Consider the following 18,151-nt stretch of genomic DNA (forward strand, 5'->3'; position numbering starts at 1 on the left):
GGCGGTGCTCCTGTTCAGGCGGGCAGGTCGAGGACGCCCTGCGCAAAGCGCGCGACGGCGACGTCGTGGTAGTCGGGGTTGAGGTCGATGCCGATGTAGCGGCGGCCGAGCCGGTGGGCGGCGACGCCGGTGGTGCCGGTCCCGGAGAACGGGTCGAGGACGGTGCCGTCGGGCGGGGAGCCGGCGGTGATGCAGCGGGTGGGTAGGTCGAGCGGGTAGCTCGCGGTGTGCGTCCCGCCGGTGGCCTGGCTGGTGAAGGTCCACACGTCGCCGGGGTTCTTCCGGTCGCCGGTGAGCAGCTCCCGGTAGTAGCCGCCGAGCGCGGCCTTGGCTTCGTCGGCAAGGGCCTGCACGCCGGGCCGGTTGCGGCCGGTGCCGGTCTGCACGACGCGCGCTTTCCCGGCGTCGGTCATGCCGCAGGCGCGCATCGCGGCGAGGTGGTCGTCGGTGAGCCCGGCCGCGGCGAACAGCTGCTCGGCGCGCTTCCGCTGGGGCCGGCCGTGCGCCGTGACGGTGGGGACCTTGATCGCGTTGAGGTCGAAGTGGTAGCCGGAGGCCCGCTTGGTGAGGAGGTAGAGGTGCTCGTGCCGCCCGGTGAGCCGGTCCCGCACCGCGGACGGCACACCGCCGGCCTTGGCCCAGATGATGTCGGAGCGCAGGACCCAGCCGTCGTCCTGGAGGGCGATGGCGACCCGGGCGGGCACCTGCTGGAGGGCCTTGCGGAGGTAGCTGTCACCGAGGTTGAGCCACAGGGTGCCCGTGTCGGCCAGGATCCGGCGGGCCTCGGAGAACGCGCGCCGCATCGTCTCGACGTAGGCGCCGACCGTCGGCTCCTGGCCGTACTGGCCGGTGACTCCGTAGTCGCGGAGCCGGTAGTAGGGCGGCGAGGTGACGATGCAGTCGACCGAGCCGTCGGGCAGGGTGCGCATCTGCTCAATCGCATCGCCGCGAAGGAGGGTGACCTGTTCGTTGCAGTAGTAGGCGGGCTCGTTCAAGAGGGGGTGGCTCCTTTGTGCGCGAGGGCGGGCAATCCGGATGTACGCCGGTCAGGCGGCGTTGTGGGTGGTGGCGTTGTCGATGCGGCTGGGGTGGGGCTGGCGGCCGCCGCGGCGGGTGGTTTCGGGGTCGCGGTGGTTGGGGGTGATGCGGCGTCCGCGGCAGTGCTGTCCGGCGGGGGCGTTGCACCAGGGGCAGGGGACGGACAGCGGGTCGGGCTGGCCGGCGGCAATGGTTTGCTCGCGTGCGGCGGCGGTGGGCCGGTACGGAGCGAGCTGCTCGCGGGCGCTGGCCGGGACGTAGCGGCCGATGGCGTCGAGGCGGGCGCGTACTTCGTCGGGGAGGGCGGTGAGTTCGCGGAGTCCGACGGGGGCGGTGTGTCCGTGGGCGACGGCACGGCGGCGGGCGGCGAGGGCGTGCCGGTAGGCGGCCTCGTTGTCGGGGTCGACGGGGGGTTCGGGGTCGGTGTCGCGGTTCATGCGGTCGCGGACGGTGGCGGCCCAGCGGGTGGCGACGTCGGCGGGGAGGATCGGGTACCGGGACTCGCGGTAGTGGCGCTGGGCGGCGGCGACGGCGTACTCGTACGGGACGTCCGCGAGGATTCCGGCCCACATCAGCACCTGGGCTCGGCGTTCGATGGGGTCTTCGCGGCGGACGCGGGGGTCGGCGAGGGCGATCTCGGCGAGGAGCTGGGGGACCTGCTCGGGGTTCATGCGGTACCTCCGGTGCTCTGCTGGCGGAGTTCCTCGGCGATGGCTTGCATGTCGGCGAGGTAGGACTGTGCGGGTGAGGGCGGGCTGACGGCGCGGGGGCCGGTGTAGGTGGTGGGGGGCTGGAGGGTGGTCCAGCCGGGGAGGAAGTAGCGGGCGGAGAAGGGTGGGGTGCGGGCGCCCTGCCATGCGCGTTCGGCGTGTTCGAGGAGGGCGGGGAGGCCGGCGCGGCGTACGGCGTCGCGGACGGCGAGCCATTCGGCGGGGGCGAGTTTCCAGGCGACGCCCATGCCGCGGGCGGCCATGCCGGCGATAAGGGGCTGTACTTCGTCGGCTCCGTCGGTGGGCGCCAGGTCGGTGCTGGGGCGGTGCTGCGGGGGGTAGGGGGGAGGAGGTACTTCCGTAGGAAGTACCTGGTATGGCGTGGATGTGGCTTGGGCAGGCGTACCCCCCTCAAGGCCTGTGCTGTGTGACGAGGGGTCCTGACCTGCGGCGGGGTCCGGAAAAGGGGGTTCGTTCTGCGCGCGATCCGCGCGGTTTCCGGCGCCGGTTGTACTGTGAATGTTGTTCATTTCGCGCGCGGATTGAGTGCGCTTTCGGGTCTCGCGGCTCTTCGCGGCCCGCTCCGCAGCGCCCTGCCGGGACGCCTCGACCTGTGCCCGGGTGGCGTTCCGGCCGCCCTCGAAGAAGTCGTGGACCACGTACCCGGCGACAGGCTGGGGGCAGCGGGAGCACCCGTGCCCGGCGGTGTGCCAGAGGCCGACCGCGACGAGCTTCCGGGCCTGCGCCGGGGTCCCGTACGCCTTCGCGACCGCAGCGGGGACGTGGCCCTCGGTGAGGTGCTGGGCGGAGTAGGCCCCGCAGCGCAGCCACAGACCGAGTGCCGCGTTCCCGGCAGCCATGAACTTGGGGTGGCTGTGGGACGAGTCATCGATCTTGAACCAGGGCACTGCGGTCTCCGTTCGGTGGAGCTGGTGGGGTGTGGTGCCCGCCCGCGGCGTCGAACCGCGGGCGCCGGCCGGGGGGGGGCCTCCGGGCGGGCGAGAGGGGCTACTTCGGCATGGGCATGGGCGCGTCGGGGGCCTGGATGATCCGGCCGAGCTCGCGGCCGTCGCGGACGGCGTTCCAGGTGCGGACCAGGTACGCCATCAGCCGGTAGTCGGGGATGGCGCGGCTGTCGGCCCGGTCCGAGATGATCCGGTTCCGCAGGGTGAGAACCGGGTGGCCACCGGGCAGCTCGGCACCGTCGCCGAGGCGGGCGAAGAACCAGACGGCGTCCTCGGGGGCGATGCGGGTCAGGAGGTGGTGGGCGGTCCCGGTGATGGACTGCGGCATGTACCGGAACTGCGAGTGGACCCGGGCTGCGATCTCGGCGGACCGGCGGATGTCCGGGCGCTTCTTCAGCAGCTCCGACATCTCGGCGGTGGTGGGGGTGGCCCGGCCGTTGAACCGGTAGTCCCCTTCGTCCCACTGCCACACCCGGCGGAGCACGGACGCGAGGACGCTCGCGTTGGCCTCGCCGCGGAGGCTGAACGCGTCGGAGGCGTTGCGCTTGCGGCCGCTGTCCATGGTTTCCTGCGCGACGACGGCCACCCCGGTGATGACGAGCATGGGGACGGCGACGCCGGCCTCGATGACGGCGAGCAGGCGGTGCTGCCCGTCGAGGAGGGTCCCGTCCGCGGCCCGCTTGATGGCCTCGCCGTTCATCAGCCACTTGCCGGCGGTCATGTCGCGGGCGTAGTCGGTGACGGCGCGCTCCCGGATCCGCCGGTTGTGGTCGTTCTGCTTGAGCCACAGCTTGGCCATGTCGGGGGTGACGAGGACGATTTCGATGCTGGGGGCGGGTACGCTGGTGGTCATCAACTTCTCCTTGATGGGGCGGTGCCGGGCCGGGCGCCGCGGTTGTGGGGCCCGCCGCTCGTCGGCGGGCCTCTCTCGTTCAGGCGGCCTGTACGGGCCGCGGACGGGGTGCGTGGCTGGTGCAGCGCCAGCCACAGGGGTAGAGACGGGCGGGCCCGTAGTGGTCCGGCACGGGCACGTCGCAGACGCGCGGCCGCGGAGGGCCGGTCACGCCGCGGCTTCGCGGGCGGCCTTGCGGCGGCGGACATACCGGTCGTGCCGCTGTGACGGAGTCAGGCCTCCGCGGATGCCGTACCGGCTGTCCTTCGTGCGGCCGCCCTCCTCGGCCATGGCCTCCGCGAGGCACGGCTCCCGAACCGGGCACCGCGCGCAGACCTCCTTGGCCGCAGCGATGTCCGCCGTCTTGCTGGGGGCCGGGTACATGAAGTCCAGGTCCGGCAGGGCCGCGCAGACCGCGGCGCGCGTCCAGTTCGGGGGCGCGTCCAGGGTCTCGGGGGCCCGGTGCGGGTTGTACGGTCGGACGTTCATGCGGCGCCCCTCTGGCGGGCTCGGACGCGGGTGACGGTGCGGGAAGCGCACCCGAGCCGGTCTGCGATCTCAGCGGCGGACCAGCCCTCCGCGGTGAGCTGAGCGATGGCCCGGTCCCGGTCCGGGTGCAGCGGGATCGGGCCCCCTTGGCGGGCGCGGGCCTTCGCGCCGCGGCCGCCCCAGGTGCCGAACCGGCGGGACGCCGGGATGTCGCCCTCCAGCGCGGCAGCGTGGCTGGCGCACGCTGCCCGTACCGGGCACCCGCAGCAGATCTGCTGCGCGGCCTGGACGTGCCCGGTCTCCGGGAACCACGTCTTCGGAGTGCCGATCTGCGCGCAGAGGGCCTGGTCCATCCACTCGTACGGCCGGCCGGTGGGGCCCGCGGCCGGGCGGGTCGTCAGCCCGACCGCGGGCGGCATGGTGGTCACCGGGCACCCCCGGTGTAGCGGGCGTACACACGGTGCTCGCCGAAGAGCGTGCGGGACTCCGCCTCGAAGCCGGGCCCGAACGCCCGCCACCCGTAGAGCCCCTTACGGATGGCGTAGGCGGTCTGCCGGGCCGTCTTCTGCTGGTGACGGCGGCCAATCAGCGCCCACCGGCCCGGGGCGAGCTGGAGGGCCTGCGCCAACTCGGAGCGGTCCTCCGGTTCGGTCGGGATGTCCTCGGCGGGCTTCTCGAATCGGAGCATCAGACCCTCCTGAACGGCTTGTCGGTGCGTCGGGCCTGCCAGTCGGCACCAGCCTCAACGTCTGGGTGGCTGAGCCCGGTCGCCATGTCGAGGCGCTCCTGCAGACCGGCGGCGTACCGGGCGAGGCGGGCCTCTGCGGCTCGGTAGCGGGCGCAGGCGCGGAGCGCGCGGCGGAGCCGCTCGTCGTAGATGCCGACGAGGTCGGTGCCGTTGCGCAGGGCGCTGCGCATGTTGGCGTGCGCGTCCTTATAGTCGCCGCGGGCCTCGTCACGCTCGGCGGTCCGTACCCGCAGGGCCCGGCGCAGGTCCGCGATCTTGCGGGACTTCCGGCCCCACATCACGCACCACCGCCGGTGCGCTCGCCGTAGATCCGGCGACCGAGAGCGTCGAGGGTCTCCCACCCGCCCGTCTCGTTCTGGACTCGGGACCCGAGCATCCTGGCGTTGCTGACCTCGTACCCGATCTGCTGGATCCGGCCCGGTGTCGTCTGCGGGTTTACCAGCTCGTCGCGGTAGGACTCGGCCGACCGGGCCGGGGCGTCCATGCCCCGCTCGATGCGCTCGGCGTCGGGGTCGCGGTCCCCGGTCGGAATCAGCCCAGCCCCGAGAAGCAGCGTCCGCAAGGCGACGGTCTGCGCCTTGGTGGTGGACTTGTCGGAGGTGTCGAGGGCCTCGCCAGCGGACTGGAGCGAGATGGAGTCGCCCTTGGGGCCGACGATCATCCACGTGACGATGACCGTGCACTCCCGCATCGTGCTGCCGGACTTGGTGTTCTTCGAGCCGTACGTCGCCTCGACCTTGACCGGGAACACGTTCACGCCGTGCCGCAGAGTGACCGGACCGAAATGCTGTACCACGGTGTCGGCCCCGCGGAAGCTGTAGCGGGTCCGGCCCTCCTCGTACTTCTCGCCCTTCGCGATCGAGCGGATCTCCCGGCGGACGCGGAGCCAGGCAAGGTGCACCGGCAGCATGATGGGTTCGGCGTCGCCCGGGTCGTAGTCGGCCATCGGATCCGCTACGGGCAGCTGCTCGGCGGACTCCTCAGGGCCCGGCAGGCTGTCGTTCTGGTGTGCGTCGGCGGTTCGGCCGGCGGCGGCCGCGGCCCGCTCTGCGAGCGTGCTCATGCGCTGTACTCCTCACGGACGGGGCGGGGGATGTTCAGCCGGGTCGAGGGCCGGTCCTCGACGCACTCGGCGTAGGCGTCCGGCCAGTGCTCGGCCAGCCGCTCCAGGTCGCAGTGCCGGGTCGCGGCCGCGTCGAGGCTGTAGACCACCCGGTCCAGGACGACCGCGGCCTCCCCGCCGCCGAGCGCACCAACCATCGCGGCCTTCGCACGCTTCTTCCGGCACTCCGCCGCGGTGACGGCGGAGTGCGCGGCCAGGTACTCGGACAGCGCGTCTTGCGCGTCGCCGTCCCGGGTGATGTCCACGGCCCCGGCGCGAACCGGGTGCAGCTGCTCGTACAGGCCGAGCAGCACGTCCGGGTCGGCGTCGTGCGCGAGGACCGGGGGCCGCCGGTCGGTGATCTGCTGCCAGGCACGCGCGCCGGCCGCTCGGAGATCCGCGAGCAGCTGCGCGTGCTCGGCCGCCCGCACGACGTACTGCCGGTAGTCGTTGCCGCCGATCAGGCAGGCCACGTGCATGTGGTCGTAGCCGCACACGTCGGCCTGCCACAGCGTCTGGACGAGGACATCGTCCGGGACGCCGGTGCGCCACTGGTCGGCCTTCATCCGGTCGCGGCACTTCACCTCGACCGCGCACCGCTCTGCGTCGGCCGCGAGGGGGCAGGAGAACACGCGGCGGTCGAGCGTGCACATCTGCCACGGCCGGTCCACGTTGGCGACGAGGCCAACCCGGCGGACGACCGCGCGGTTTCGGCGGGCCCACTCGCGGGCGACGGTCTCCTCGATCAGCCGCCCCCACAGGGCGGGTTCGGAGTCGTCGCCCTCCAGGGGGAGGGCGCCGGTCTTGTCGTGGTAGACGGACAGGGCGTTGCCGTAACGGCTGATGCCGAGGATTGCGGCGAGGTCGGAGGAGCCGAGGCCGAGGCGGCGGGCGGTGAGCCAGGCGGCTCGGTCGGCGTCCGCGGAGAGGATGAGGCGGCCGGTGGGGGTAACCCGGCGGCCGGCGGCCGGGCCCGCAGGCCCGGCCAGCACGGTCTCGGTCATGCCGCCCGCCGGTTCCGCTGCGCCGGGACCGCACCGCCGATCGTCGCGAGCAGCTGCTCGACGAGGCGCTGCACGCCGGACCCGTACAGCGTCACCCGGGACGAGGCGCGGGCGACGAGCTCGGACTCCAGCCGCTCCCGGTCCAGCGGCTCCGTGGAGCCCTCCGCCCGCGGCGCCGGATTCGCGCACGCGGTCAGGAGGTCCCACAGGTCCGTCGACTCCGGGTCGAGGAGCGCGTCCAGGACGTCACCCACCACGTGCGCGGTCAGGGCCTGCATGTCCAACTCGGCCCCCGCGGGGATCCGGCGGACGTAAATCGGGGTGGGCCCGTGCACGGGCTGTTGCTCAGACACTGGGGTACTCCGGAAGGTCGCGGGAGATGCGGTAGTCGTGGGGCTCCGGGCCCTCGGCCGGGGCGTCCGGCTGGCACGGCGTGAGGTTGGAGTGCGCGTCCAGACCGCAGCCGCACGGGACCCCGCGCGGGCCGTACGCGATGGGGTCCGCGTCCTCTTCCGTGGCGGGCCAGCCGACCGGCAGCCCGAGGAGCTGCGACAGCTGACGCCGGGCCTCCGCGTGCCCGGTCCACCGGTTGTAGTCGTGGTCCGCGTTCGGGTTCGCGTGCCGCAGGTTGGTCACGTACTGTGCGCGGTCCGCACAGAACTTGCGAACCAGCTCGGCGAACGACTCCAGGTAGTTCACGGTCGCCCGGAGCTTGCGCAGCTCCTCCGCGGTCTCCGGGGTGTTCAGCCACCCCGCCGCGTCCAGCGCCACCGCGATCGTCACCGGGACCGTGGACTTCTTCTCCGCGGCACAGATGATCTCCGCCGCCGCGCGGATCGACTGGGTGTTCACGCCGCACGCACCAGCGACACCGGCGCCGACGCCAGCACCTGCGCGGCCGTCAACGACAGGCCGTGCCCCGTCAGGTGCAGACGCACCCCCCGCCACAACGTGTCCGCCGCCAGCCACGTCGAGTTGTCGTACGCGTGCAGCGTCACCACCGCCGGCGCGACTCCGAGCGCGGACCGCCAGGCCTCGAAGTCCTCCGGGCCGCGCAGCTGCAGGTCGATGTCCGTCGTGACGCTGTGCACGACGATGTACGGGGCAGGCAGGTTGCTGTGGACGTCGGCAAGCGCGGCCAGAGCAGCGAACGCGGCAGCCTGGTGGGTAATCTGGGTGGTCACGGTGTACCTCTCTCTCGGTTGGTGAGGTGTGCCGGGGGTCGTTCCGGATGGCCGTCCGGGCGGCCCCTTCTTGCTGATCAGGCGGCCAGAGGGGTCGCCCGACTGGCCTGCGTGGTCGTGGGCACGGAGTCGAATACGGCCCGTACCCGCAGCCGGGTCTCAGTCGGCATGGGCGGAGCCGCGTCAACGAGGGCTCGGATCGCGGCGACCGCCGCGGGGCCGAGGCGGCGCTCGGCGGCGGCCCGGTCGAAGGCGTTCACAGCACGGCCCGGAGGGGCAGGCGCCCTGAGTGCCGCGTGGCGCGGCCCGTCGGGGTGAACAGAATCAAGACATCTACGCCGATCGCTGATGCGATCTCGCAGGCACTCGGGTAGAAGACGGACTCCTGCTCGCCAGTCAGCAGGTTTCCGACGGTGCTGTGCGGGATTCCAGCCGCGGCGGCGAGCTCCCGAACCGTCATTGGGGCGCCGGTGCCGGTGCGCTTCATCAGCGTGGCCAGCAGGTTGCGGTCGACCAGGCGGAACAGAGGGATGGGTTTGGGGTCAGACACGGATGGTCCACCTCGTGCAGTAAGTCGTTGCACTGCTTGGATGGATGAAGCATTGCATAGCTTGGACGTGCCGTCCAGCCTCTTGGGTGTTGAGTGCGAATTTGGCCAAGGTCTGCTTTGCGCTCTAGCGTGCGCCGTCCAAGAGACTGGACACTCTGTCTGGCGAGCTGGATGGCAGACCAGCCGCCACCAGCGAGATTCGAAGACGCATCCCGCTGGCCACATGGACACCCCACGGCCCATGACCTGACGCGGAGTGGCAGGATGAGCCTCATGGCTGCACAAGATCGTTCGCCCGCGGCGAAGCGCTCGCAGCTCAGAGATCTAGTGCGGGAGCGCAAGGCCGCCCTGAACCTGAGCTACGACCGCCTCGCAGCACGCTGCATCGACCCAGAAAGCGGGGAGCAGGCGGTCAAATCGTCCTGGCTCCACCGGCTCGCCACAGATCTCCCGGTCCAGATCCCCGACTTCCCCATGCTTCGCGGCCTTGCCGTCGGTCTCGAAGTGCCGCTCGGGAAGGTTCAGGATGCGGCCGGCGCCGAGTTCTTCGGGATCGACACGGTGTGGTCGGCGTCCGGCGAGGCGCGCGCGCTGGTCGAGGGCGCGGACAAGCTGACATCTACTCAGCGTGAACAGCTGCAGCGGCTGATCGAATCGTTCACTCGACAGGAATAGAGCCCCGGGCATATGCCGGAAGCCTCGACCACTACGGACGGTAGTGCTTCTGTGCAGGGTGTAGTCACAGACGGTTCAATACGGCACTATTGAACCGCCGCCTGGGGGCGCAACGTCCGATAGCCTGCCCGTACTCCTGCATGTTCGAACTCATGCACGATATGTGGGGCAGGTCGCGCCAAGGGGGTCGCATGGCACAGGGAAGCACGAGCGAATCCGCAGACGGCCTGCCGTCCGCCGCACCTACAGTGGTGCTGTCGGACCTCGTGCCAGACGGCAGGGCGCTGATCCCCGTGCAGGCGGAGGGGCGGACGTATCTGGCGGTCCACCCGCGCGCCGAGCTCGCGCAGGTGGTGCACGAGCTCAACCACCACTTCCAGCACGCCTACGCGGTGGGGATCTCCGTCCCCTATACCGCCCCCGATGACGCCAGGGGCCACCCCGTCGATTAAATCCGTCCTTCCGCAGGATTCGACCTCGCCGTTGCGACCGCGGTGCTCGGTGCCGCCGAGCGGATCGACCCGCGGGAGATCGCCGACCTCGTCCTCATCGGGGAGCTCGGGCTCGACGGCCGGGTCCGGCCCGTCCGCGGGATCCTGCCCGCCGTGCTCGCCGCCGCCGAGGCCGGGTTCCGCAGGGTGGTGGTGGCCGAGCAGTCCGCTCCCGAGGCCGCCCTGGTCCCCGAGGTCTCCGTGCTCGGCGTCCGCAGCCTGCGCCAGCTGATCGCCGTGCTCACGGACGGCGAGGTCCCCGAGGAGGAGCCCCCCGCCCACCCCGGCCCCGGGACCCGGCCCGATCCCACGGCCGGGCTCCTGCTGCCCGGCTCCGGCACCGGTGGCGGATCCGCGTCCCGCAGGGCCGAACCGGCCGACCTCGCCGACGTGGCCGGACAGCGCGGGGCTCGGCGGGCCCTGGAGGTGGCCGCCGCCGGAGGACACCACCTGTTCCTGTCCGGCCCGCCCGGCGCCGGGAAGACCATGCTCGCCGAGCGGCTGCCCGGCATCCTCCCGCCGCTGACCCGCCAGGAGTCCCTGGAGGTCACGGCGGTGCACTCGGTCGCGGGCGTCCTCCCGCCCGGCGAACCGCTCGTCGCGGCGGCCCCCTACTGCGCCCCGCACCACTCGGCGACCATGCAGTCCCTCGTCGGCGGGGGGAACGGGCTGCCCAGGCCCGGCGCCGTCTCCCTGGCCCACCGGGGCGTGCTCTTCCTCGACGAGGCACCCGAGTTCAGCACCCGCGCCCTCGACGCCCTGCGCCAGCCCCTGGAGTCCGGACAGGTCGTCATCGCCCGCGCCGCCGGGGTCGTCCGTCTCCCGGCCCGCTTCCTCCTCGTCCTGGCCGCCAACCCCTGCCCCTGCGGCAGGCACACACTGCACGGCTCGGGCTGCGAATGCCCCGCCTCCGTGATCCGCCGTTACCAGGCCCGCCTGTCCGGGCCCCTCCTCGACCGGGTGGACCTCCGGGTGGAGGCCGAGCCCGTGACCCGCTCCGACCTCCTCGGCCGGGGCGGGCGCGGAGAGGCCAGCGCCGCCGTCGCCGAGCGGGTCCGCGCGGCCCGCGAGAGGGCCGCGGCCCGGCTGGCCGGCACCCCGTGGTCGCTCAACGCCGAAGTGCCGGGCCACGAACTGCGCACCCGCTGGCACCCGGACCCGGGAGCCCTCGCCCAGGCCGAGCGGGACATGGAGCGCGGGCTGCTCACCGCCCGCGGGCTGGACCGGGTGCTGCGCGTGGCCTGGACCGTCGCCGACCTCAGGGGGCGCGACCGCCCCGAGGCCCTCGATGTGGCCGTCGCCCTCGAACTGCGCACCGGCATCGCCCGCGGGGTGCCGGTGGCCGTGGGAGGCGCGGTATGAGCGGCACTCAGGCCGACCGTGCCGCACCGGACATGCCCGACGGCCCCGCCGCCCCCGGTCAGGGGAGCCCGGCCGGGGTGGGAGGGCCCGCCCCCCGGGAGCGGCTGGCCAGGGCCGCGCTGACCCGGGTCCTCGAACCGGGCGACGAGCACGGCGGGCGCTGGCTGCGGCAGTTCGGGGCCGCGGGCCTGATGCGGCTGCTGACCGCACCGGGGTTCGAGGAGGGCACGCTCACCGGCGTCGGCCCCGACCGGATCGCCGGGTACCGCAGACGGGCAGCGGCCGCCGACCCGGAGGCGGACCTCGCGGCGGCGGAGGCGGCCGGCAGCCGGTTCATCTGCCCCGGTGAGCCGGACTGGCCCGGCCAGCTCGACGACCTCGGGGACGCCCGGCCCCTCGGGCTCTGGGTGCGCGGCCGCCCCTCGCTGCGGATGTGGGCCCTGCGCTCGGTGGCCGTGGTGGGCGCCCGCGCCTGCACCCCGTACGGCGCGCACATGGCGGCCAGGCTGGCCACCGGGCTCGCCGAGCGGGGCTGGGTGGTGGTCTCCGGCGCCGCCTACGGGATCGACGGGGCCGCCCACCGCGGGGTGCTCGCCGCGGGCGGGGCCACCGCCGCCGTTCTGGCCTGCGGGGTGGACACCGGGTACCCCCGCGGCCATGCCGGACTACTCGCCCGGATCGCCGAACAGGGCCTGGTCCTCGGGGAACTGCCGCCCGGCAGCCATCCGACGCCCAGCCGGTTCATCCTGCGCAACCGCGTGATCGCCGCGCTCACCCGCGGGACGGTGGTGGTGGAGGCCGCGTACCGCAGCGGCTCGCTCGTCACGGCCCGCAGAGCGCAGCGGCTCGGCAGGCACACGATGGGCGTGCCGGGCCCGGCGACCAGCGGTCTCTCCGCGGGGGTGCACGAACTGCTGCGCGGCGAGGCCGTGCTCGTCACCGACGCCGACGAGATCGTGGAGCTGGTGGGGGACATGGGCGAGCTGGCGCCCGCGCGCCGGGGGCCCGTCTGCCCGCGGGACCTCCTCGACCCGGGGACCGCCCGGGTGCTGGAGGCCCTCCCCGCGGGCCGCCCCGCCGGGACCGCCGAAGTGGTGCTCGCGGCGGGCTCGGACACCGATGAAGTCATCGGCAGACTGTACGAACTTCACTCTCTGGGGTTCGTCGAACGGCTGGGCGACGCATGGCAGTTGAGCCGGACGCCGAAGGGGGGTGAGGCGCCGTGCGGCCGGCCGGGGGACGGGCGGATCCGCGGGGAAACCGGCCAACAAACCGGGGGCGCCCGGCGAGGCGGTCCTTGACCTGGGGCGTTCCGGTGAAAGGGTGAAGCCGATGAGATACGCCGCCCTCCCGGCCCCGCCCGCCGGGGCCGCGCACCAGGTGCCGGCCCCGGGCCGCCCGCGTGACGGAGGAAGCCCGGGTGCTCCTCCCCGATCCCGTACTCTTCGCGCACCGCGACCGCTTGCTCACGCTACGCTCGCAAGGACTCCCCACCGGCCGAGGCCCCCCGCTCCGACCAGCCAGCACACAGCAGAACGGCACAAGGCGACGCATGCCCCAGCACACCTCCGGGTCTGACCGCGCTGCGGTGCCCCCCGCTGCCCGAGGCAGCGAGCGGTCCACCGCGCCCTCGTCCCTGGACGAGCTCTGGCGGTCGTACAAGGACACGGGAGACGAGCGCCTGAGGGAGCAGCTGATCCTGCACTACTCACCGCTGGTGAAGTACGTCGCGGGCCGGGTCAGCGTCGGTCTGCCGCCCAATGTCGAACAGGCCGACTTCGTCTCCTCGGGGGTCTTCGGCCTGATCGACGCCATCGAGAAGTTCGACATCACCCGGTCGATCAAGTTCGAGACCTACGCGATCACCCGGATCCGCGGCGCGATGATCGACGAGCTGCGGGCCCTGGACTGGATCCCCCGGTCGGTCCGGCAGAAGGCGCGCGCCGTCGAGCGGGCCTACGCCACCCTGGAGGCCCAGCTCAGGCGCACTCCCACCGAGGCCGAGGTGGCCTCGGAGATGGGTATCGGGGTGGAGGACCTCCATTCGGTCTTCAGCCAGCTCTCCCTGGCCAACGTGGTCGCGCTGGAGGAGCTCCTGCACGTCGGCGGGGAGGGCGGCGACCGGCTCAGCCTCATGGACACGCTGGAGGACACGGCCGCCGACAACCCCGTGGAGGTGGCCGAGGACCGGGAGCTGCGCCGCCTCCTGGCCCGGGCCATCAACACGCTGCCCGAGCGCGAGAAGACCGTCGTGACCCTCTACTACTACGAGGGCCTGACCCTCGCCGAGATCGGCAACGTGCTCGGGGTCACCGAGAGCCGGGTCAGCCAGATCCACACCAAGTCCGTGCTCCAACTGCGGGCGAAGCTCGCCGATGTGGGCCGCTGACCCCCGACCGTCCGTAGAGTGGAAGGGTGCCCAGGATTCGAGCGGCCTCGGTGGCCGAGCACCGGACGATGCAGCGAGGCGCCCTGCTGGACGCCGCGCGTTCCCTGCTGTCCGAGGGGGGGACGGACGCGCTGACGTTCCCCGCCCTCGCCGAGCGGACCGGTCTGGCCCGCTCCTCCGTCTACGAGTACTTCCGCTCCCGCGCCGCCGTGGTCGAAGAACTCTGCGCCGTGGACTTCCCCGTCTGGGCCGCGGAGATCGAAGCGGCGATGGAGGCCGAGGAGACCCCCGCGGCCAAGATCGAGGCCTACGTGCGCAGCCAGCTCCTGCTGGTCGGCGACCGCAGGCACCGGGCCGTGGTCGCCATCTCCGCGGGCGAGCTCGACGCGGGCGCCCGCGAGAAGATCCGCGCCGCGCACGGCGGGCTCATCGCGATGATCGTCGAGGCCCTGGCCGCCCTCGGCCACCGGCAGCCCCGGCTGGCGGCCATGCTCCTCCAGGGTGTCGTCGACGCCGCCGTGCGGCGGATCGAGCTCGGGGCGGCCGAGGACCCCGCCGAGGTCACCGACGCCGCCGTGGCCCTCGCCCTGCGCGGGGTCACGGGCTGAACCCGACCCGCCCCGCCCGCCGCCCCGGGGGACCGAGCGGCAGCAGCCGCGGCACGGGGCGGGGGAGCAGGCCGAGGGGGTTCAGGTAGGTCTCGCCCGCCAGCAGGCCCCAGTGGAGGCAGGGCACGGAGCAGTGCGCCCCCGCGGTGAGCACGGCCACCGGCCGGCCCGCCTCGACCAGGTCGCCCGTGGCCACGAGCGGGCGCACCGGCTCGTACGTGGTCCGCAGCCCGCCCGGGAGGGTGAGGGAGAGCACTCCGCGCCCCGCCACCTGTCCGGCGTAGTGCACCCGCCCCGGGCCGACGGCCCGCACCTGCGTGCCCACCGGGGCCGCCAGGTCCACCCCGCGGTGCCCGGCGGCGTAGGGCGTCGGCGGGGGCCGCCACCAGCGCAGCACCCGCAGCGGGGCCGGCAGCGGGCGCCGTGCGGGGCCGCCCGCGGCGCGCTCCGCGGCCACGGCCGCACCCGCGCCCGCAGCCGGCGGGAGGTGCCCCGCGGGCCCCAGTGCACCGGCGGGCGGAGCCGACGGCAGCAGGCACAGCAGGAGGCACAGGAGCAGGACCGGCAGGCAGATCGGGCGCCGGGCCGCGAGCCGCACCGTGGGCCGAGCCATGGGTACGGCCGCAGGCAGGACCCTGAGTCGCGCTGCGCGCAGGGCCGGGGGCAGGGCCCTCGGCCGGGCCGCGAGCCGAGCCGTGAGGCGAGCCGTGAGCAGGGCCGGTGGCCGGGTAGGGCGGGGGGCCGGTGGCCGGGATGGGCGGGGGGCCGGGGGCAGGGCCGGGCAGGGCGCGGGCGGCGGGGCCGCGGGGCGGGGAGGGGTCATGGGTCCACGGTGGGGCCGCAGGCCGGACGGGTGCGGCGGGCTGTGGACGGCGGGGGCGGTGTGGACAGGCGCGTCACCCGGCACCGGCGCCGGTCCCGTACACTTCTTGTGGCGATCCGGGTCACCGGGTCGACTTCGCACGCCCCGCCACCGGATCCCGCAAGGGCCGGTGGCCGCGCTCCTCGGTCCCTCGTGGCACGGCGCGTCGGGGCGTCAGGCGCGGCAGCCGTCCGGCGGCCGCGGTAACCGAGTACCTCAAGGAGTACGGCCATGGCCGTCGTAACGATGCGGGAGCTGCTGGAGAGCGGCGTCCACTTCGGTCACCAGACCCGTCGCTGGAACCCGAAGATGAAGCGCTTCATCTTCACCGAGCGCAACGGCATCTACATCATCGACCTGCTCCAGTCGCTGTCGTACATCGACCGCGCCTACGAGTTCGTCAAGGAGACCGTCGCGCACGGCGGCTCCATCATGTTCGTCGGTACGAAGAAGCAGGCGCAGGAGGCGATCGCCGAGCAGGCGACCCGCGTCGGCATGCCCTACGTCAACCAGCGCTGGCTGGGCGGCATGCTCACCAACTTCTCGACCGTCTACAAGCGTCTGCAGCGCCTCAAGGAGCTCGAGCAGATCGACTTCGAGGACGTGGCCGCCTCCGGCCTCACCAAGAAGGAGCTCCTGGTCCTCTCCCGCGAGAAGGCCAAGCTCGAGAAGACCCTCGGCGGTATCCGCGAGATGCAGAAGGTGCCCAGCGCCGTCTGGATCGTGGACACCAAGAAGGAGCACATCGCCGTCGGCGAGGCGCGCAAGCTGCACATCCCGGTCGTCGCGATCCTCGACACCAACTGCGACCCCGACGAGGTCGACTACAAGATCCCGGGCAACGACGACGCGATCCGCTCCGTCACCCTGCTCACCCGCGTGATCGCCGACGCCGTCGCCGAGGGCCTCATCGCCCGTTCCGGCGTTGCCGCCGGTGACTCGAAGCCGGGCGACAAGGTCATCGGCGAGCCGCTGGCCGAGTGGGAGCGCGACCTGCTCGAGGGTGACAAGAAGGCCGACGAGGCCCCCGCCGCCGAGGCGCCGGCCGCTGAGGCCCCGGCCGCCGAGGCCGCTGCCGACGAGGCTCCGGCCGCCGAGGCCCCCGCCGCGGACGCCGAGCAGGCCTGACCCACTGGGGGCGCCCGGAGTTCACGCTCCGGGCACCCGCAGCGCGGACGATGACGACGGGGGACGGTGCTCACGAGGCGCCGGCCCCCGCCGTTCACCCGTAGATCTACGACTTCGAGAGAGAATCACAGACTCATGGCTTACACCGCCGCTGACGTCAAGAAGCTCCGCGAGCTCACCGGCGCGGGCATGATGGACTGCAAGAAGGCCCTGGACGAGTCGGACGGCAACGTCGACAAGGCCGTCGAGGCGCTGCGCATCAAGGGCCAGAAGGGCGTCGCCAAGCGCGAGGGCCGTTCCGCCGAGAACGGTGCCGTCGTGTCCCTCATCGCCGACGACAACACCTCCGGTGTCCTCGTCGAGCTGAAGTGCGAGACGGACTTCGTCGCCAAGGGTGACAAGTTCCAGGCCGTCGCCGCCCAGATCGCCGCCCACGTGGCCGCCACCTCCCCGGCGGGCATCGAGGAGCTCCTCGCCTCCGAGATCGAGGCCGGCAAGACCGTCCAGGCCTTCGTGGACGAGGCCAACGCGAACCTCGGCGAGAAGATCGTCCTGGACCGCTTCGCGCAGTACGGCGACGGCTTCGTCACCGCCTACATGCACCGCACCATGCCCGACCTGCCCCCGCAGATCGGTGTCCTCATCGAGCTGGACAAGGACAGCGACGTCGCCCGCGGCATCGCGCAGCACATCGCCGCCTTCGCGCCGAAGTACCTCTCCAAGGAGGACGTCCCGGCCGAGGTCGTCGAGTCCGAGCGCCGCGTCGCCGAGGAGACCACCCGCGCCGAGGGCAAGCCCGAGGCCGCCCTGCCGAAGATCGTCGAGGGTCGCCTCAACGGCTTCTTCAAGGACGCCACGCTCCTGGGCCAGGCGTACGCCCTGGACAACAAGAAGTCCGTCCAGCAGATCCTGGACGAGGCCGGTGTCACCCTGAAGCGCTTCACCCGCATCAAGGTCGGCATCTGAGTCCGTCCGTACGCGACGGACACCGGACCCCGGTAGGGTCTGAGGCAGTCGGCCGCGCTCGCGCCGGACGACCGCAGATCTGACGAGGAGGCCATTGCCGTAGAGGGAACCGCAAGGACCCACCGGCAATGGCCTTCTTCGTATGTGCACGAGGAGATCTCCATGAATCAGGGCGTGGACACCCACACCGCTTCCCACGACAAGAGCGACCACGAGAAGAAGGGCGCCCGGCGATTCCTGCTGAAGCTGTCGGGTGAGGCCTTCTCCGGCGGCGGCGGCCTGGGAGTCGACCCCGACGTCGTCCACGCGATCGCGCGCGAGATCGCGGGCGTGGTCCGGGACGGCGCGGAGATCGCGGTCGTCATCGGCGGCGGCAACTTCTTCCGCGGCGCCGAGCTGCAGCAGCGCGGTATGGACCGGGCGCGGTCCGACTACATGGGCATGCTCGGCACCGTCATGAACTGCCTCGCCCTCCAGGACTTCCTGGAGAAGGAGGGCATCGACTCCCGGGTCCAGACCGCCATCACGATGGGCCAGGTCGCCGAGCCGTACATCCCGCTGCGGGCCGTACGGCACCTGGAGAAGGGCCGCGTCGTGATCTTCGGCGCGGGTATGGGCATGCCCTACTTCTCCACCGACACCACCGCCGCCCAGCGCGCCCTCGAGATCGACGCCGAGGCGCTCCTCATGGGCAAGAACGGCGTGGACGGGGTCTACGACTCCGACCCGAAGACCAACCCGGACGCGGTCAAGTTCGACGCGCTCGAGTACGGCGAGGTGATCACCCGCGACCTGAAGGTCGCCGATGCCACGGCCGTCACCCTGTGCCGCGACAACAAGCTGCCGATCCTCGTCTTCGAGCTCCTTGCGGAGGGCAATATCGCCCGCGCCGTCAAGGGTGAGAAGATCGGCACCCTGGTGAGCGACCAGGGCACCCGGGCCTGAGCCGCCGGGCCCGTACCGCCTCCGCTGAACCATCCACTCAAGA

General features: G+C 72.8%; 24 protein-coding genes and 1 pseudogene. 9 read left to right on the forward strand and 16 right to left on the reverse strand.

The features are described 5' to 3' along the window. Positions 1-14: 14 nt before the first annotated feature. From ACZ7JZ_RS17245 to ACZ7JZ_RS17315, 15 genes are all read right to left on the reverse strand, one after another. The gene (locus ACZ7JZ_RS17245) at positions 15-995 is read right to left on the reverse strand and encodes a DNA-methyltransferase (protein ID WP_470939494.1); all 981 of its coding nucleotides are present in this window, start codon (positions 993-995) and stop codon (positions 15-17) included. A 51-nt stretch (positions 996-1,046) separates the two neighbouring features. After that, the gene (locus ACZ7JZ_RS17250) at positions 1,047-1,709 is read right to left on the reverse strand and encodes a zinc finger domain-containing protein (RefSeq protein ID WP_470939497.1); all 663 of its coding nucleotides are present in this window, start codon (positions 1,707-1,709) and stop codon (positions 1,047-1,049) included. Next, complete coding sequence (locus ACZ7JZ_RS17255) at positions 1,706-2,011, reverse strand: hypothetical protein (RefSeq protein ID WP_470939500.1); 306 nt, start codon at positions 2,009-2,011, stop codon at positions 1,706-1,708. The genes ACZ7JZ_RS17250 and ACZ7JZ_RS17255 overlap by 4 nt, the downstream gene beginning before the upstream one ends. A 745-nt stretch (positions 2,012-2,756) precedes the next feature. Continuing rightward, positions 2,757-3,566, reverse strand: coding sequence for a hypothetical protein (locus tag ACZ7JZ_RS17260; protein WP_470939503.1), 810 nt, complete (start codon positions 3,564-3,566; stop codon positions 2,757-2,759). Positions 3,567-3,773: 207 nt separating this feature from the next. After that, complete coding sequence (locus ACZ7JZ_RS17265) at positions 3,774-4,094, reverse strand: WhiB family transcriptional regulator (protein WP_470939506.1); 321 nt, start codon at positions 4,092-4,094, stop codon at positions 3,774-3,776. Next, positions 4,091-4,513, reverse strand: coding sequence for a WhiB family transcriptional regulator (locus tag ACZ7JZ_RS17270; RefSeq protein WP_470939768.1), 423 nt, complete (start codon positions 4,511-4,513; stop codon positions 4,091-4,093). Before ACZ7JZ_RS17270 ends, ACZ7JZ_RS17265 begins: the two co-directional genes overlap by 4 nt. 5 nt (positions 4,514-4,518) lie before the next feature. Further along, a complete protein-coding gene (locus tag ACZ7JZ_RS17275; protein WP_470939509.1) occupies positions 4,519-4,782 on the reverse strand; it encodes a hypothetical protein in 264 nt (87 codons plus the stop codon). After that, positions 4,782-5,120 (reverse strand): hypothetical protein, encoded by a 339-nt coding sequence (locus ACZ7JZ_RS17280; RefSeq protein WP_470939512.1) that lies wholly within the window; start codon positions 5,118-5,120, stop codon positions 4,782-4,784. Before ACZ7JZ_RS17280 ends, ACZ7JZ_RS17275 begins: the two co-directional genes overlap by 1 nt. Then, positions 5,120-5,905, reverse strand: coding sequence for an ERF family protein (locus ACZ7JZ_RS17285; RefSeq protein ID WP_470939515.1), 786 nt, complete (start codon positions 5,903-5,905; stop codon positions 5,120-5,122). The genes ACZ7JZ_RS17280 and ACZ7JZ_RS17285 overlap by 1 nt, the downstream gene beginning before the upstream one ends. Next, positions 5,902-6,948: a YqaJ viral recombinase family nuclease gene (locus ACZ7JZ_RS17290; protein WP_470939519.1), complete on the reverse strand. Its 1,047-nt coding sequence runs from the start codon at positions 6,946-6,948 to the stop codon at positions 5,902-5,904. The genes ACZ7JZ_RS17285 and ACZ7JZ_RS17290 overlap by 4 nt, the downstream gene beginning before the upstream one ends. Continuing rightward, complete coding sequence (locus ACZ7JZ_RS17295) at positions 6,945-7,301, reverse strand: hypothetical protein (RefSeq protein ID WP_470939522.1); 357 nt, start codon at positions 7,299-7,301, stop codon at positions 6,945-6,947. Before ACZ7JZ_RS17295 ends, ACZ7JZ_RS17290 begins: the two co-directional genes overlap by 4 nt. Further along, positions 7,294-7,800 carry a hypothetical protein gene (locus ACZ7JZ_RS17300; RefSeq protein WP_470939525.1) on the reverse strand — a complete coding sequence of 169 codons (507 nt, stop codon included), beginning with the start codon at positions 7,798-7,800 and terminating at the stop codon, positions 7,294-7,296. The genes ACZ7JZ_RS17295 and ACZ7JZ_RS17300 overlap by 8 nt, the downstream gene beginning before the upstream one ends. Beyond that, positions 7,797-8,132 carry a hypothetical protein gene (locus ACZ7JZ_RS17305; RefSeq protein ID WP_470939527.1) on the reverse strand — a complete coding sequence of 112 codons (336 nt, stop codon included), beginning with the start codon at positions 8,130-8,132 and terminating at the stop codon, positions 7,797-7,799. Before ACZ7JZ_RS17305 ends, ACZ7JZ_RS17300 begins: the two co-directional genes overlap by 4 nt. A gap of 77 nt (positions 8,133-8,209) precedes the next feature. Next, positions 8,210-8,392 (reverse strand): hypothetical protein, encoded by a 183-nt coding sequence (locus tag ACZ7JZ_RS17310; protein WP_470939530.1) that lies wholly within the window; start codon positions 8,390-8,392, stop codon positions 8,210-8,212. After that, the gene (locus ACZ7JZ_RS17315) at positions 8,389-8,682 is read right to left on the reverse strand and encodes a helix-turn-helix domain-containing protein (protein WP_470939533.1); all 294 of its coding nucleotides are present in this window, start codon (positions 8,680-8,682) and stop codon (positions 8,389-8,391) included. The genes ACZ7JZ_RS17310 and ACZ7JZ_RS17315 overlap by 4 nt, the downstream gene beginning before the upstream one ends. 264 nt (positions 8,683-8,946) lie before the next feature. On the opposite strand from ACZ7JZ_RS17315, the gene ACZ7JZ_RS17320 reads away from it, so the two are divergent. From ACZ7JZ_RS17320 to ACZ7JZ_RS17345, 6 genes and pseudogenes are all read left to right on the forward strand, one after another. Beyond that, a complete protein-coding gene (locus tag ACZ7JZ_RS17320) occupies positions 8,947-9,357 on the forward strand; it encodes a hypothetical protein (RefSeq protein WP_470939536.1) in 411 nt (136 codons plus the stop codon). Between the two features lie 191 nt (positions 9,358-9,548). Next, positions 9,549-9,809, forward strand: a complete 261-nt coding sequence (locus tag ACZ7JZ_RS17325) for a hypothetical protein (protein ID WP_470939538.1) — start codon at positions 9,549-9,551, stop codon at positions 9,807-9,809. Between the two features lie 3 nt (positions 9,810-9,812). Continuing rightward, positions 9,813-11,198: pseudogene (locus tag ACZ7JZ_RS17330) on the forward strand (YifB family Mg chelatase-like AAA ATPase); the annotation flags it as partial. 8 nt (positions 11,199-11,206) lie between these two features. Next, positions 11,207-12,511, forward strand: a complete 1,305-nt coding sequence (dprA, locus tag ACZ7JZ_RS17335; protein ID WP_470939541.1) for a DNA-processing protein DprA — start codon at positions 11,207-11,209, stop codon at positions 12,509-12,511. Between the two features lie 251 nt (positions 12,512-12,762). After that, positions 12,763-13,599, forward strand: coding sequence for an RNA polymerase sigma factor WhiG (whiG, locus tag ACZ7JZ_RS17340; protein ID WP_470939544.1), 837 nt, complete (start codon positions 12,763-12,765; stop codon positions 13,597-13,599). Between the two features lie 68 nt (positions 13,600-13,667). After that, entirely contained in the window at positions 13,668-14,207 is a 540-nt protein-coding gene (locus ACZ7JZ_RS17345; RefSeq protein ID WP_470939771.1) for a TetR/AcrR family transcriptional regulator, read from the forward strand. Here ACZ7JZ_RS17345 and ACZ7JZ_RS17350 read toward each other — a convergent pair. Next, the gene (locus ACZ7JZ_RS17350) at positions 14,197-14,820 is read right to left on the reverse strand and encodes a M23 family metallopeptidase (RefSeq protein WP_470939547.1); all 624 of its coding nucleotides are present in this window, start codon (positions 14,818-14,820) and stop codon (positions 14,197-14,199) included. The two genes, ACZ7JZ_RS17345 and ACZ7JZ_RS17350, sit on opposite strands and share 11 nt — an antisense overlap. 480 nt (positions 14,821-15,300) lie before the next feature. Here ACZ7JZ_RS17350 and rpsB point away from each other — a divergent pair, with 480 nt between their 5' ends. From rpsB to pyrH, 3 genes are all read left to right on the forward strand, one after another. Continuing rightward, on the forward strand, positions 15,301-16,197 hold the full coding sequence (gene rpsB, locus ACZ7JZ_RS17355; RefSeq protein ID WP_470939550.1) for a 30S ribosomal protein S2: 897 nt from the start codon (positions 15,301-15,303) through the stop codon (positions 16,195-16,197). Positions 16,198-16,332: 135 nt separating this feature from the next. Beyond that, positions 16,333-17,163, forward strand: a complete 831-nt coding sequence (tsf, locus tag ACZ7JZ_RS17360) for a translation elongation factor Ts (protein WP_470939553.1) — start codon at positions 16,333-16,335, stop codon at positions 17,161-17,163. 162 nt (positions 17,164-17,325) lie between these two features. Continuing rightward, a complete protein-coding gene (gene pyrH, locus ACZ7JZ_RS17365) occupies positions 17,326-18,108 on the forward strand; it encodes a UMP kinase (RefSeq protein WP_470939556.1) in 783 nt (260 codons plus the stop codon). Positions 18,109-18,151: the final 43 nt, after the last annotated feature.

This window comes from Streptomyces sp. NPDC038213, from assembly GCF_055600495.1.

Excerpts from the sequence above, each read along its gene's own strand:
- ACZ7JZ_RS17275 (WP_470939509.1), bottom strand. The coding sequence starts at position 4,782 with ATGCTCCGATTCGAGAAGCCCGCCGAGGACATCCCGACCGAACCGGAG.
- ACZ7JZ_RS17280 (WP_470939512.1), bottom strand. The coding sequence starts at position 5,120 with ATGTGGGGCCGGAAGTCCCGCAAGATCGCGGACCTGCGCCGGGCCCTG.
- ACZ7JZ_RS17255 (WP_470939500.1), bottom strand. The coding sequence starts at position 2,011 with ATGGCCGCCCGCGGCATGGGCGTCGCCTGGAAACTCGCCCCCGCCGAA.
- ACZ7JZ_RS17350 (WP_470939547.1), bottom strand. The coding sequence starts at position 14,820 with ATGGCTCGGCCCACGGTGCGGCTCGCGGCCCGGCGCCCGATCTGCCTG.
- ACZ7JZ_RS17345 (WP_470939771.1), top strand. The coding sequence starts at position 13,668 with ATGCAGCGAGGCGCCCTGCTGGACGCCGCGCGTTCCCTGCTGTCCGAG.
- whiG (WP_470939544.1), top strand. The coding sequence starts at position 12,763 with ATGCCCCAGCACACCTCCGGGTCTGACCGCGCTGCGGTGCCCCCCGCT.
- pyrH (WP_470939556.1), top strand. The coding sequence starts at position 17,326 with ATGAATCAGGGCGTGGACACCCACACCGCTTCCCACGACAAGAGCGAC.
- dprA (WP_470939541.1), top strand. The coding sequence starts at position 11,207 with ATGAGCGGCACTCAGGCCGACCGTGCCGCACCGGACATGCCCGACGGC.
- ACZ7JZ_RS17320 (WP_470939536.1), top strand. The coding sequence starts at position 8,947 with ATGAGCCTCATGGCTGCACAAGATCGTTCGCCCGCGGCGAAGCGCTCG.
- ACZ7JZ_RS17260 (WP_470939503.1), bottom strand. The coding sequence starts at position 3,566 with ATGACCACCAGCGTACCCGCCCCCAGCATCGAAATCGTCCTCGTCACC.
- ACZ7JZ_RS17270 (WP_470939768.1), bottom strand. The coding sequence starts at position 4,513 with ATGCCGCCCGCGGTCGGGCTGACGACCCGCCCGGCCGCGGGCCCCACC.
- ACZ7JZ_RS17250 (WP_470939497.1), bottom strand. The coding sequence starts at position 1,709 with ATGAACCCCGAGCAGGTCCCCCAGCTCCTCGCCGAGATCGCCCTCGCC.
- ACZ7JZ_RS17325 (WP_470939538.1), top strand. The coding sequence starts at position 9,549 with ATGGCACAGGGAAGCACGAGCGAATCCGCAGACGGCCTGCCGTCCGCC.
- ACZ7JZ_RS17265 (WP_470939506.1), bottom strand. The coding sequence starts at position 4,094 with ATGAACGTCCGACCGTACAACCCGCACCGGGCCCCCGAGACCCTGGAC.
- ACZ7JZ_RS17285 (WP_470939515.1), bottom strand. The coding sequence starts at position 5,905 with ATGAGCACGCTCGCAGAGCGGGCCGCGGCCGCCGCCGGCCGAACCGCC.
- tsf (WP_470939553.1), top strand. The coding sequence starts at position 16,333 with ATGGCTTACACCGCCGCTGACGTCAAGAAGCTCCGCGAGCTCACCGGC.
- rpsB (WP_470939550.1), top strand. The coding sequence starts at position 15,301 with ATGGCCGTCGTAACGATGCGGGAGCTGCTGGAGAGCGGCGTCCACTTC.
- ACZ7JZ_RS17290 (WP_470939519.1), bottom strand. The coding sequence starts at position 6,948 with ATGACCGAGACCGTGCTGGCCGGGCCTGCGGGCCCGGCCGCCGGCCGC.